The organism is Flavobacterium sp. 21.1 (assembly GCF_057801535.1).
The window spans coordinates 175,075-188,312 of the sequence record NZ_JBYNXA010000003.1 but is presented as its reverse complement, the minus strand read 5'-3'; the positions used below and the strand labels follow the sequence as shown (position 1 = coordinate 188,312).

General features: G+C 35.9%; 17 protein-coding genes. 13 read left to right on the top strand and 4 right to left on the bottom strand.

Going from position 1 to position 13,238, the window contains the following annotated elements; all coding sequences use genetic code 11:
* Window positions 1–5 precede the first annotated feature (5 nt).
* Window positions 6–218, bottom strand: a complete 213-nt coding sequence (locus tag AC3E9U_RS07570) for a hypothetical protein (protein WP_488746300.1) — start codon at window positions 216–218, stop codon at window positions 6–8.
* Between the two features lie 271 nt (window positions 219–489).
* On the opposite strand from AC3E9U_RS07570, the gene AC3E9U_RS07565 reads away from it, so the two are divergent.
* The 11 genes from AC3E9U_RS07565 (at window position 490) to AC3E9U_RS07515 (ending at window position 10,021) form a co-directional block, all read left to right on the top strand.
* Entirely contained in the window at window positions 490–2,052 is a 1,563-nt protein-coding gene (locus AC3E9U_RS07565) for a vitamin K epoxide reductase family protein (RefSeq protein ID WP_488746299.1), read from the top strand.
* A 76-nt stretch (window positions 2,053–2,128) separates the two neighbouring features.
* On the top strand, window positions 2,129–2,305 hold the full coding sequence (locus tag AC3E9U_RS07560) for a hypothetical protein (RefSeq protein ID WP_488746298.1): 177 nt from the start codon (window positions 2,129–2,131) through the stop codon (window positions 2,303–2,305).
* A 307-nt stretch (window positions 2,306–2,612) separates the two neighbouring features.
* Entirely contained in the window at window positions 2,613–2,912 is a 300-nt protein-coding gene (locus tag AC3E9U_RS07555; protein WP_488746297.1) for a hypothetical protein, read from the top strand.
* 261 nt (window positions 2,913–3,173) lie between these two features.
* Complete coding sequence (locus AC3E9U_RS07550; protein ID WP_488746296.1) at window positions 3,174–3,401, top strand: hypothetical protein; 228 nt, start codon at window positions 3,174–3,176, stop codon at window positions 3,399–3,401.
* Window positions 3,402–3,407: 6 nt separating this feature from the next.
* Window positions 3,408–3,635, top strand: a complete 228-nt coding sequence (locus AC3E9U_RS07545) for a hypothetical protein (RefSeq protein WP_488746295.1) — start codon at window positions 3,408–3,410, stop codon at window positions 3,633–3,635.
* A 135-nt stretch (window positions 3,636–3,770) separates the two neighbouring features.
* Window positions 3,771–4,352 carry a hypothetical protein gene (locus AC3E9U_RS07540; RefSeq protein ID WP_488746294.1) on the top strand — a complete coding sequence of 194 codons (582 nt, stop codon included), beginning with the start codon at window positions 3,771–3,773 and terminating at the stop codon, window positions 4,350–4,352.
* Window positions 4,328–5,278: an ATP-grasp domain-containing protein gene (locus tag AC3E9U_RS07535; protein WP_488746293.1), complete on the top strand. Its 951-nt coding sequence runs from the start codon at window positions 4,328–4,330 to the stop codon at window positions 5,276–5,278. Before AC3E9U_RS07540 ends, AC3E9U_RS07535 begins: the two co-directional genes overlap by 25 nt.
* Window positions 5,279–5,439: 161 nt before the next feature.
* Window positions 5,440–6,264, top strand: a complete 825-nt coding sequence (locus AC3E9U_RS07530; RefSeq protein WP_488746292.1) for a hypothetical protein — start codon at window positions 5,440–5,442, stop codon at window positions 6,262–6,264.
* A complete protein-coding gene (locus tag AC3E9U_RS07525; RefSeq protein WP_488746291.1) occupies window positions 6,239–6,541 on the top strand; it encodes an SPASM domain-containing protein in 303 nt (100 codons plus the stop codon). The genes AC3E9U_RS07530 and AC3E9U_RS07525 overlap by 26 nt, the downstream gene beginning before the upstream one ends.
* Window positions 6,534–8,729 (top strand): peptidase domain-containing ABC transporter, encoded by a 2,196-nt coding sequence (locus AC3E9U_RS07520; RefSeq protein ID WP_488746290.1) that lies wholly within the window; start codon window positions 6,534–6,536, stop codon window positions 8,727–8,729. Before AC3E9U_RS07525 ends, AC3E9U_RS07520 begins: the two co-directional genes overlap by 8 nt.
* Before the next feature lie 2 nt (window positions 8,730–8,731).
* Complete coding sequence (locus tag AC3E9U_RS07515) at window positions 8,732–10,021, top strand: HlyD family secretion protein (protein WP_488746289.1); 1,290 nt, start codon at window positions 8,732–8,734, stop codon at window positions 10,019–10,021.
* On the opposite strand, the gene AC3E9U_RS07510 is transcribed toward AC3E9U_RS07515, so the two are convergent.
* From AC3E9U_RS07510 to AC3E9U_RS07500, 3 genes are read right to left on the bottom strand one after another with little or no spacing between them, the layout of a single operon-like run.
* Complete coding sequence (locus AC3E9U_RS07510; protein WP_488746288.1) at window positions 10,018–10,722, bottom strand: tRNA1(Val) (adenine(37)-N6)-methyltransferase; 705 nt, start codon at window positions 10,720–10,722, stop codon at window positions 10,018–10,020. The genes AC3E9U_RS07515 and AC3E9U_RS07510 overlap by 4 nt on opposite strands.
* 32 nt (window positions 10,723–10,754) lie before the next feature.
* Window positions 10,755–11,282, bottom strand: a complete 528-nt coding sequence (rimM, locus tag AC3E9U_RS07505; protein ID WP_488746287.1) for a ribosome maturation factor RimM — start codon at window positions 11,280–11,282, stop codon at window positions 10,755–10,757.
* A 14-nt stretch (window positions 11,283–11,296) separates the two neighbouring features.
* Window positions 11,297–11,842 carry a 30S ribosomal protein S16 gene (locus AC3E9U_RS07500; RefSeq protein WP_488746286.1) on the bottom strand — a complete coding sequence of 182 codons (546 nt, stop codon included), beginning with the start codon at window positions 11,840–11,842 and terminating at the stop codon, window positions 11,297–11,299.
* Window positions 11,843–12,058: 216 nt separating this feature from the next.
* Here AC3E9U_RS07500 and AC3E9U_RS07495 point away from each other — a divergent pair, with 216 nt between their 5' ends.
* The gene (locus AC3E9U_RS07495; RefSeq protein WP_488746285.1) at window positions 12,059–12,493 is read left to right on the top strand and encodes a DUF6252 domain-containing protein; all 435 of its coding nucleotides are present in this window, start codon (window positions 12,059–12,061) and stop codon (window positions 12,491–12,493) included.
* 138 nt (window positions 12,494–12,631) lie between these two features.
* Entirely contained in the window at window positions 12,632–12,979 is a 348-nt protein-coding gene (gene rbp / locus AC3E9U_RS07490) for an RNA-binding regulator (RefSeq protein WP_488746284.1), read from the top strand.
* Window positions 12,980–13,238: the final 259 nt, after the last annotated feature.

Sequence of the window (13,238 nt, the reverse complement as noted above, 5' to 3'; positions counted from 1 at the left end):
GTTTATTAACCTATTATCTTTCCGTCTCCATTGTTCCCTCCTACAATTGGGGGAACTGTCGGTGTTGTTGTCGTTGTCGTTGATGATACCACTACAGGATCATCTATAAATGAAGCCGTCATCATTGGTGCATCTCCCTTTCCTAAAATCACCTTTTTTTGATTTCCTGATAATTCATTTGATGCAAAATCCGATAAATTTAATTTTTTAGTTTTCATGATTAGTTGTGTTTGACTATTGATTTTTCCAAAAGTATGTCGAAACTAAATGCAATACGCCGGATTTGTGTATTTGAAATCCTGCTTTTCTGCTTTTCTTGTTAAATTGTTGAAATACAGAATTTTATAATTTTTATTTACGTTGATAATTTATAAATTATGCATGTAATAATTTGCAAATTGTAAAAATGAGGGCTTTTTTTGTTAGTGAAAGAGCGGAATATTTGCCTTAAATATTTTGTTGTCTTACTGATAAAAATAAAAAAGCTATATGATAAACATCGTTAAAAGGTATCTGGTTAAAAATAATTATGCAGACCAAAAAGATGATTTTGGAACATTTTTCTTTTCCCATCCGAATTACCCAAGTGTATTTGCCATTACCGATTCTTTAAACTCATTGTCCATCCCCAATGCCGCCATCAAAATTCCGAAAGAACAGTTTGTGGAACTACCGGAATATTTTTTAACCCTCCTTAACGGAGATATGGTGTTGGCGCACAAAAAAGATATTTGTGTTACTGTCGAATTTGAAAACGGTAAAAAGAATGATGTCTCTTTTAATGAATTCCTTACCGACTGGGATCAGATCGTTATAGCAATTGAACCGAATGAAGTAATTGATATTAAAAAAGAATCTTTTAATACAAAATGGCTGCGTTATGCTCTTCCTTTGGTAGTCTTACTATCGATTTCATTGGCTTATAATGAATACAATGCCGGAAGTCTTGCTCTGTTGTTCACCTCCTTGATCGGATTGGTAGCGGGTGTTTTCATTCTTCAGGAACGTTTTGGTTATGCCAATGCTTTGGTTTCCAAAATTTGCGCTATAAAACCGAATGCTTCCTGTAATTCCGTAATCAATTCGACTTCAGGAAAAAAGTGGCTGCAGTTTTCGGATTTACCCTTTTTGTTTTTCGGGATCAGTGTTATGGCTATAGCGATCCAGCCAAAGGATTCGGCCATGATTGTCGGTTTCCTTAGTGTGTTTTCCCTTCCTATATTATTATACTCGATTTGGTTGCAAAAAGTGGAATTGAAAAAATGGTGCGTTTTGTGCTTAGCTATTTCCTTCATAGTGGTGAGTCAGGTTCTTATCTTCGTATTTGAGAACGAATCTTTTCCTGCGGCATTTTCGATCCGTTTCTTCGAATTTGTATTTACTGCTTTTTTCTTTGTTTCCGTTTGGATGTTGGTTAAACCGATTTTTGAAGCCAAGAGTATTGCCGACAGGGCAGTTGTCGAATCCGTAAAACTTAAAAGAAATTTTTCACTTTTTAATTTCCTTTCCAAAGAACTCGTTGCAAAACAAGATCTTGACGAACTTGAGGGACTGTCTTTTGGGAGTAAGAATGCTACCGCTCAGTTGACGGTGATAATCAGTCCGAGTTGTGGCCATTGCCATAATGTTTTTGAAGAAGCTTTTAAACTGGTTAGTAAATTTCCGGAGCGTATGGGCTTAAATGTATTGTTTAATATCAATACCGAAAACAATGAAAATCCGTATAAAGTGGTTGTCGAAAATATATTGGCTCTGAATGTTTCCTTTCCGGAAAAAGCAGCGGAGGCCATGATCAACTGGCACATCGAGAAAATAGGACTGGAGGAATGGAAAGCAAAATGGGCGAGTAACATTATAGACATGCGAATCAAACATCAGATGCACCAACAGTACCATTGGTGTCTTGCAAATGGTTTTAATTACACGCCGGTTAAAATCATTAACGGGAAGTTGTTTCCGGAAGGGTACGAAATAAGTGATCTTAAGTATTTCCTAAACGATTTTTCGGAAGAAAGGCAAATTTTGGAAGAAAATATGTTGGTACGCGCCTAAAAAAGATAGAGTATAGAGAACAGTACTGATGTTCTAAAACGAATATAGTTATTAACACACACTAAAAACTTTAATTATGCTAGAAAACATTTTACGTATCCAGGGAGTTGAGAAATTATCCAAGAACCTGCAAAAAAGCATTAAAAAAGAAAAAACTTTATGCCGCGAAAACAAAATGTGCGCTCAATACGGAAGTCATTGCGAAGAACTTGCCTGTAAACAAGTGCCACATTTTAAAATCGATTTTATTTAACCGAAAAATTCAGGTTCATCCTTTAAAATTAGTAGTTAGTTATTTTTAAATCTGGCAGAACGTTTTTTCTGCCAGGTTTTTATCGAAGATTTTTATAATTCAAAAGTGAAGATGCGTTGTTTCGTTGAGCGGAGCAGCGATCTGAAGAATTTCCCCTCAATTATTCAGAAAGCTATAGGTTGTTACGAGTTTCGGCAGTCTATAGCTTTTTTTATTCAAAAAAATAATTAAGTAGGCAAGGGGTTCTGGCAAAAAGATCATTGGAAACTATACTGTTGATGAAAATCATTTTGTAGACATTACTACAATGCTCTTGCATACTAATGACGAAGAGCGTCTTTCTTATTTTATGCCAAAAGTCAGAAGTTTTTTAGAAAGTGGAACAGCGGCGCCATACACCTACGCAGTGATGTACGATCAGTATCTTTTGTATAATGGCAAAGAGCAGTATTATGGCTCTTACGAAAATAGAACAGATGTTCCGGTTGCAGAACTGAATAAACGTAGAAGAACCATTGGTCTGCCAAATTATGGTTATGAAAAATGGAGGGTTAAGCAATTGTATCCTGATTTAGATAGTAATTTAAAAGAAGCTTCTAATAATTAACGTCGGTGATAAATTCTTACATCTCGCTTGATATAAGCTTAATATGATTGTTTTAAACAATTGGGATTGCTTATTCCTTTGATAGTATTTGTTTGTAGGAAAAATTGTAAAAAAGTAATAAATGTTTTGGCAGGTTCGTACAGTATTTATATATTAGCAGAATATTCTTACAAATTTAATTTATTTTGTGCGCAGAAATGATTTCTGATTTGTAATAGAATGTATAATGGTAAATATTTTTTAATTCTAAAACAGAGAAAAATGAAGAAACTGAGTGATTTTAAAAATGAGAAAACAGAACTGGGATTTATTTTAGGTGGCAGATTGCCAGAAGTAGCAAATTGGGTCCCGACTTCCAAAGATCCTTATAAAGATGCCAACGGTTGTACGGTTACAACTACGGATAGTTATAATGATGCGAATTATGACGGACAATATAATGAAGGAGAGTCGGCAACGGCATGTACCTCTATCTCTTGTCCTAATTGATCAAGTATGAAAAAATTAAGTGATTTTAAAGGATTGCAGAATTCTGAACTTTTAGAACTTCAAGGAGGTTTGGTATCAAAAAATTATGTAGGAGGATTTGTTCATACAGGATATGAATGTTTTGCCGGATATGTGAGTGATGTGTTTTATGATGAAGATGGGAATCATGAGATTAATTCAGAGAATGAGGAAAACTCGTATATCTCTGTAATTGCTGATGCTCCAAGACCATAAGATTATTAAAGTTGAACCATTAATTAAAGAAGTTGAACCATCTATTGGGGTTCGGCTTCTTTTCATGAAATTAAGATGAAATATTTATCAGTTATTATACTGTCGTTATGTTTTGTGTCCTGTTCTAAAAACTATTTGTTTAAGAGAGATCAAAAATACGTTTCTAATGAAATCAAATTAATGTTTTTTAACGATCAGGCCATTCGAAAGCAAAATACTATTTTGGAAAGAAAATACAAAATTAGGACGCCAAATTCGGTATGGGATAGTTTGGTTGACGCTGGGAATACAAATTTAAATGTAATTGATGTTTCAAAATTACCATCTGTTCCTAACCAACTAAATAAAATGTCTATTGAGCTAAAGGAGCGATTTGACCAAGAAATAAAAGAAAATAAGAAGTTGTTTTTTATTATCGACAGCATTAATGCAGACAAAACTTATAAGATTATATCTAAATATGGTTTTCCGTCTTATTATTTACGGGAATGGGAAAATGATTCTTTGAAGAAAGGTATTGTGACTATAATGACCCATATTAATCACACAAGTGCTGTTGGAAAGAAAATTACAATATTGATGGTAAAAGAATACAAAGCAGGTCGAGTTTCTGAAAGCGAAATGAAGCATTATTTATGGGATGTGGACGGAAGAAAGGACGCTTCTTTTGGCCAAGATATCAATATTGGTGAATGGATAAACAATTACAAAAAGTGAAAGGTCTAATCATTGTTACTGAAAGTAATGACAAGTCAACTGACAATGTGCTTGAATGGTTAGACTATTACGGCGCTGATTTTGAAAGGAGGAATGTGGATTCTGGTCGGTATGATTTTAATATTAGAATTTCAAGCGAAGGAACTTCGACTTCTCTTTCTGATTTTATTGTTTGGAACAGAAGAGGGTACATGCCTTTATTGCCTCCGGATTTAAAAAAAACTGAGTGGATAAGTTATTTGAAAAAAGAACAATTTTCAGTTTTGGCTGCTCTTGAAAAAAGCAATAAAAAAAATTATATAGGATCATATATCCATGAAGCAGAAAATAACAAACTTTACAATTTGCAAGTAGCTGCAAAGGTAGGGTTTGAAATACCAAAAACATTAGTCACTAACAATAAATATGATTTGTTAAATTTTGTTGAGATTAATAAAAAATACATCACGAAATCATTATCGTATTCTCCATTTCTTGAAAAAGAAAATTGTTTTTATAAAGGGAAAGGGACAATCGCTGTGGATTTTGAAAAAATACCTGAATGTTTTTCTTCGTCCCTAATACAAGAATATATTGAAAAAGAAATTGAGATAAGGGTCTTTTATATTTTGGATAATTTTTATGCAATGGCGATCTTTTCACAAAATGATGAAAAAACAAAAATAGATTTTAGAAATTATAATGAGGAGAAGCCAAACAGAAATGTTCCATTTAAGTTAGAGGGAACAGTGTTATCAAAAATAAAAGAATTTGTTAAGATTGTTGGTTGTGATTCAGGATCGATAGATTTGATTTTAACACCGAAGAATACATTTGTTTTTTTGGAAATTAATCCGATGGGGCAATATAATTGGGTTTCGGAATCATGCAATTACTATATCGATAAAGATATAGCTGAACTTTTAACTGAAAAAAAATATGAATGATTTTTGCAAACGTGGTTTTCCATTAGAATTCCAAAAAGTAGAAAAAGTGGAAAAAAGGGAACTTACACTGAGAAAGAGAATGACGATAGAAGTTGATTTTTACCAATCCAATCAAATTACTCCTCAGAATTTTTACAAACCCATATCAAAGATTTTTAAATTTGAGTTCGATTAAAAAAATTAAATTATTTGCATCGTGTATTGCAGTTAAGGGAGCAGAAAGGAGTTTGATATGTGATTTACAAAGGAATAAATTTGATTTCATTCCAAATGACTTATATGAAGTTTTAAATTTATATGAAGGTAAATCTGTTTGTGAAATAAAAAAAATATATAATAATCAGTATGATGAAACTATAGATGAATATATTGCTTTTTTATTAGAAAAAGAATATGTTTTTTTTACACTTAGGCCCGATTGGTTCCCTAAAATGAATCTTGATTGGCATGAGTCTTTTCAAATAAATAATGCTATAATTGATGTCGCGGATAATTTTAAATTTGAAAAAATATTTTTTGAATTAAATATCTTAAAATGTAAGGCTGTGGAGTTGAGGTTTTATGAAAACGATGCGATTCAAACTATAAATGATATTTTGATATATATTGAGAAAAATAAATCTATGATAAGTTCAGTAGGTTTTGTATTTCAATTTTCGGAAAACACATCAGAAGATAGTTTAAAAAAAATGGTTTTTAATAATCCGCGAGTTGCTTATTTTGTGATTACAAATTCTCCTAGGAGTAATTATATTGAGGGCATGCTTAATAACCGGGGTTATATTATTTACACAAAAGATATAGTAAACAATTCTATGCATTGTGGATTGATTACAAATATGGGTTTGGTTATAAATAAGAACCTTTTTACAGAATCTCAGCATCACAACACCTGTCTAAACCGCAAAATCTCCATAGACCTCCATAGACAAAGACGGCAACATAAAAAACTGCCCGTCAATGAAAGAGAGTTTCGGGAATATTAAAGATACTACGCTTGAACAAGCAATAAATCATCCGAACTTTAAAAAATACTGGAACATCACAAAAGATCAGATAGACGTTTGTAAAGACTGTGAATTTCGCCATATTTGCACTGATTGTCGCGCTTATACGGAAAATCCGGAAGACCAATATTCAAAACCTTTGAAATGTGGTTATAATCCATATACTAACGTATGGGAGGAATGGAGTACAAATCCGTTAAAGAAAAAGGCAATCGAATATTATGGTATGCAGGAATTAATTAAAAATAATGCTTAAAAATTTTCCCCACTACAAACAAGCCGACAGTAAAGATTGTGGCCCGACTTGCCTGAAAATAATATCAAGGTATTACGGGAGAATCCTGAACATCCAGACGCTGCGAAATCTTTCTGAAACCACCCGGGAAGGGAGTAACTTATTGTTTCTAAGCGATGCCGCGGAAAAGATCGGTTTCAGAAGTCTTGGGGTAAAATTATCGCTGGAAAAACTAAGCGAGGCGCCTTTGCCTTGCATTCTGCACTGGAACAACAATCACTACGTGGTTTTGTACCGAATAAAAAAGAATGTCTTTTACATCTCCGATCCGGCTCAGGGGCTTTTGGAATATTCCAAAGAAGAATTCCTGAAATTTTGGATAGGAAATAATGCTGATGACACTACTGAAGAAGGTATTGCCTTATTGTTAGAGCCTACTCCAAATTTCCATCGGTCTGAGTTTGATGAGGATGAAAAAGAAGGACTGGGTTTTGGTATGCTGTACCAATATTTATGGCGTTATAAATCTTTTCTGGTTCAGTTAAGCATAAGTTTGATGGCCAGCAGTTTGTTGCAACTGATTTTCCCATTTCTTACACTGAGTCTCGTCGATATTGGAATCCAAAATCAGAATATGAATTTCGTATATCTTATTTTGTTTGCCCAATTGTTTTTGTTTGCGGGAAGAACTGGTTTGGAATTAATTCGAAGCTGGATACTACTGCATCTTTCCACAAGAATAAACATTTCGCTGATTTCCGATTTTTTTATCAAACTGATGAATCTACCGATCTCCTTTTTCGATGTTCGAATGACCGGAGACATCATGCAGCGCATCAACGACCATCGCCGTATCGAACGAATATTGACAACTTCCTCCTTAAATGTTTTGTTCTCGGTGATCAATATGATAATTATGGGAGGAGTTCTGGCGTATTATAATATGCAGATTTTCTTCGTGTTTTTTGCCGGAAGCGTTTTGTATTTCGGATGGATAACCCTGTTTTTAAAACGAAGAGAAGCATTGGATTACAAAAGGTTTTCCGAAGTCAGTAAAGAACAGAGTAAAGTAATGGAACTTATCAACGGCATACAGGAAATCAAACTGCACAACGCTGAAAAGCAAAAGCGATGGGGTTGGGAATACGTGCAGGCAAGATTGTTTAAGGTCTCCATAAAAGGGCTGGTATTGGAGCAGACTCAAACCATTGGCTCTTCGGTAATCAACGAATTGAAAAATATTTTTATCCTGTTTTTATCGGCCAAACTCGTAATTGATGGTGAAATCTCCATGGGGATGATGATGGCTATAAGTTCGATAGTAGGAAGTTTGAACGGGCCAATAACACAACTCATTGGATTTGTCAGAGAAGTTCAGGATGCGAAAATTTCATTGGCCCGTTTGTCTGAAATCCACGAAAAAGAAGATGAAGTCCAACAGGAAGAAAATCAGACCCATGATGCACCGAAAAATGAAGATATACACGTAAAAAATCTTTCGTATCGATATTTGGGCTCCGACATTCCGGTTTTGGAAAATCTGAATCTGACCATTCCTGCCAACAAGGTTACAGCTATTGTAGGTGTGAGCGGAAGCGGTAAAACAACATTGATGAAATTACTGCTGAAGTTCTATGAGCCCGAAAAAGGCGAGATTTCGATAGGAAATACACAACTTAAAAACATTTCCCAAAAAGCATGGCGAAGCAATGTAGGTGCCGTGATGCAGGAAGGGTTTATTTTTAACGATACGATCGCTAACAACATCGCAATTGGGGTTGATATTATTGATAAGCATCGATTGGTTTACGCTGCAGACGTGGCTAATATCAAGGAATATATTTCTGGACTTCCATTAGGTTATAATACTAAAATAGGTTCTGAAGGAGTCGGAATGAGTACTGGTCAAAAACAACGTTTGTTGATAGCAAGAGCTGTTTATAAAAATCCAGAAATGTTGTTGTTCGATGAAGCAACGTCGGCTTTGGATGCCAATAATGAAAAAGAGATCATGCAGAAGTTGGAGTACTTTTTTAAAGATAAGACCGTTGTCGTGATCGCACACCGTCTAAGTACCGTCATGAACGCCGACCAGATCGTGGTCTTGGATAAGGGAAGAATTATCGAAATGGGGAACCACTCAGCTTTAGTAGAGCAAAAAGGAAATTATTTCGAATTGGTCAGAAACCAATTGCAGTTAGGAAATTAATCATGGAAGATAAAAATAAAGATACATTCGAACTACGCAGTGAGGAAGTTCAGGACATCCTCACACAAGTGCCGCATTGGATGATTCGTTGGGGAACCGTTCTGATTTTCGGAATCATCGTCATGTTGTTTTTTACTTCCTGGTTTTTGAAGTATCCGGATATTGTATCGACGGAAATCGTAATCACTACAAATATTCCGCCGGAGAAACTGGTGGCAAAAGTTTCCGGACGCATTGAAGCGATCTTGGTGAAGGATAAAAGTGTTGTCGGTGAAAACACGCCGCTTGCCATTATTGAAAATGCGGCAAATTATAAGGATGTTTTTCATTTAAAGAAACTGATGAATGAGTTAAAACCGGGTGAGAAATTCCCTTTTGAGAAATTGAATAATGCACAATTGGGTGAAATTGAAAGTGCTTATGCTGTTTTTCAGAAAGATTTTATTGCGGAAGGACTGAATGCTAATCTGCAACCATTTGAAGTTGAGAATAAGGCTCAGAAATCGGAAAGTGTCCAAATTCAGCGGCGATTGGATTTGTTGATGCAGCAAAAAAGCATCAACCAGCAGGAGCTGAAACTCCAGAAGAATGAAATGGATCGTTATACTGCATTGCATAATAAAGGGGTGATATCTGATCAGGAATTTGAAACCAAAAAGCTGAATTACCTGCAATCGGAAAAAAATTATAAAAACCTTTTATCTTCCATTTCGCAGTTGAAATCATCATTGATTGAAAACACCAGAGCGGTCAAAGGAATAGAGATAAGCGGCACAAAAGAAGAAGTGAATTTGCACAGAAATGTAACGGAATCCTTTTACCAGCTGAAGAAAATAATCAAAGATTGGGAGCTTAATTATGTTTTGAAATCATCCATTGAAGGGGAGGTTGCTTTTGCTCAGATCTGGGTGGAAAATCAAACTATTTCGGCTGGTGAAAATGTTCTTTCAGTAGTTCCGAAGGCGGAAACAAAATTTATCGGAAAAGTAAAAGCGCCTGCACACAATTCGGGTAAAATAAAAGTGGGCCAGAAAGTCAATATCCGTTTGGCTAATTATCCCGACCGTGAATTCGGAGTGCTGAAAGGAGAAGTGAAAAACATCTCGTTGGTTCCGGATAAGGACGGGAATATAATGATGGATATTACCTTGCCACAAAGTTTAAGGACGAATTACAAAAAAGAGATACCATTTCAACAGGAAATGAAAGGTACGGCTGAAATCATTACCGAAGATTTGCGACTTCTTGAGCGCATTTTATATCAGTTCAGGGATATTTTTAAACCGAATTAAAGTTTCAGATAAAAATCCTTGGTTAGTTCAATGTACTCTGGAGTGTATTTATGACGGGCGGTTTCAATTACTAATTCGTCAACAAGCGGAGTTTGCTCAATGCGTGTGAAAGCTAAAAGACTGCGTTTGATTTCGGTCGTTGGAGTGCCTTTAACGCGGGTTATTTTTAGTGGGTATAATTCATTTTCTTTGGCCAGGCCTATAAAATGTTCTTCTTCTTTGTATGGGATAATAACAGCAAAAATTCCGTTATCCGAAAGCAGGATGGAAGCGGCTTCCGCTAATTCTTCGAAAGGCATTGCGTCTTCAAATCGCGCTAAATCGCGTTGTGAATCATCCGTTTTAAAGTTGTCCGTGTAAAATGGCGGGTTTGAAACAATCAGGTCGTATTCTTCTTCCATTTCGTCCACAAATTCGTCCAAACCGGCATGATAACAAAACAAACGGTCGTTCCACCGACTGTTTTCAAAATTGTCGGCAGCCTGCTCGTAGGCCTCATCGTCAATTTCTATGGCATCGATCTGTTCCGCATCACTGCGTTGTGCAAGCATCAGGGCAACCAAACCGGTTCCGGCGCCAATATCCAAAATAGTATAGGGGTTGTTGATGAGCGGAGTCCAGGCTCCCAATAAAACACCATCTGTACCCACTTTCATGGCGCAGCGGTCTTGTTCTATTTTGAACTGCTTAAATTGAAACATGATCAGTAAGTTCTGTTTGAAATATGGGTAATTTACCCCAAGTAAAGATCCACTAATCCTTCCGGTGTGTTCAAAACCACTTTTTTGTTGGCTCTGTCGATCTGAACGATGAATTCATCGATCATCGGGATTAAGATTTCAGTACCGTCTTTCATGATCTCGAAAAGCGGTTGTGCGCTCGAATCATTAATGGAAACGATTTTTCCGATATTGCCCAAGCGAACATCTTCAACATCAAAACCAATCACTTCGTGGAAATAAAATTTGTTGCCTTCGAGTTTTGGCAACGAACTTAATGGAAGATAGATCGCGCTGTTGATCAGGCGGTCGGCATCTTCTTCGCTGTCCACTTCTTCAAATTTAACTCTCAGAAAGTCGCCTTTATGAAGTGCGCTTTTTTCAATAAAAAAAGGAATCAGGTTTTTGTTGAATTCAACAAAAACCGATTCCAGATCTTCATACATTTCGGGTTCGTCCGTATCAAGATAGATAAGAACTTCCCCTTTGAAACTAAACTTTTTGGCGATTTTGCCTAAATAGAAACAATCTTCTTTACGCATGGAACCGCCTAAAATTATGCTTGAGTTTCTTCGTTGTTTTCTTCAACAGCAGGAGCTTCTTCAGTTGCAGCTTCTTCAGCTACTTCTTCAGTTGCTTCAGCAGCTTTAGCCGCTTCTGCCTGAGCAGCAATACGTTTTTCGTTTGCTTCTTTCTCAGCTTTTAAAGCTTTTGCTTTAGCATCAGCTTCCGCTTTAGTTAAGCCAGCTTTTTTAGCATCAACTTGACCAGCTTTAGATTCTAACCAAGCAGTCAATTTAGCGTCAGCTTGCTCTTGAGTTAAAGCACCTTTACGAACACCTCCGTCTAAGTGGTGTTTCAATAAAGCACCTTTATAAGAAAGGATAGCTCTTGCAGTGTCAGTTGGCTGAGCACCATTGTGTAACCATTGTACAGCGCTATCAAGGTTTAAGTCGATAGTTGCAGGGTTAGTGTTTGGATTGTAAGTTCCGATTTTCTCTAAGAATCTACCATCTCTTTTCGCGCGAGCATCAGCTGCTACGATCCAGTAAAAAGGTTTCCCTTTTTTACCATGTCTTTGTAATCTGATTTTTACTGACATAATCTTTTTTGATTAATTTGAGGTACTCGACCTCGGTTATTTAAGGGTGCAAAGATATAAAAAAATCTGTAACGCAATAACTTTAAGGATTCAATTTTAGAATGTGTTATCGATTGATAGTCTGTTGATTGAACTTTAAGAGAAAAAACTTGGAAATAATCAGATAAAAGCTATTTTTGTGGAAGCAGATTTAACTTAAACATGAAATCAGTACAAATGAAAAAAATAGTATCGTTATTCGTTTTGGCAGTGGCATTTGCTTCTTGCAGTGAAGATATACAGTTTAACAGCCCTGCCGTACAGGCTACTAAAAATGGGGCACTATGGAAAGCGAATGACATGCACGCTTCTGATGAAGGCGGATTGACTATTGTTGCTGCCGTGGGAACTGATATTGTGACGTTACATACCGGTTCAACAGCTCCCGGGACTTATACTCTTGGTGTTAATGATGTAAATACTGCAACCTATGAATCGCTTGACGGAGAAGGGGATATATACCAAACCGGAGCAGGGATTGGAGAAGGTAAAATTGTTATTTCTGTAGTAGGTAATATAGTTACCGGGAATTTTGACTTTATCGCTGAAAATGAAGAAGGTGTTAAAGTGAATTTTACAAAAGGGGTATTCTACCAGGTTCCTTTGGATTAAAATGCTCTTATTAGATATTGAGAAAGACCACTTCGAAAGGAGTGGTCTTTTTGTGATAAATTTTATTTTGAAAAGAAAAGTGTAACAATGTGTGTTTTGTAAATTTAATATGCTATCTTTATCAAAATTATTTAGAATATGAACATATTTGTAGGAAGTCTTCCGTTTTCAATTGACGAAGCAGATTTAAGAAGTTCTTTTGAAGTTTACGGAGAAGTGACTTCAGTTAAAATTATCACCGATAAATTTACAGGTAGAAGTAAAGGGTTTGGATTCGTGGAAATGGCAGATGATGCTGAGGCTCAGAAAGCTATCGAAGAATTAAACGGGGCTACCGTAGGCGGTCGTACTATTGTAGTGAATAAGTCCGAGCCGAAACCGGAAGGTGAAAGAAGAAGTTTTAATAACAACCGTTCTGGTGGTGGTTATGGAAACAATCGCGGTGGTGGAAGCTACGGCGGTGGAAATCGTGGAGGAAGATACTAAAATAAAGCATTTTCGATACAATTTAAAACCATCTCAATTGAGGTGGTTTTTTGTTTTTTTTCAAAGATTGAAATTTGGTTTTTTTGGCGCGAATATCCCGATAGCTATCGGGACGGGCTTTTTTGTAATTCCTGTTCCAGTCTTTGCGTCAAGCGCTGATTTAGCAAGCGTCTTTTGTATTTGTTGATAACTAAAATTGACATTCCGCTTCTCAAATTGTACTTTTGTTTTCTTGTAAACTTTGCTTGTAGCGTAAGGC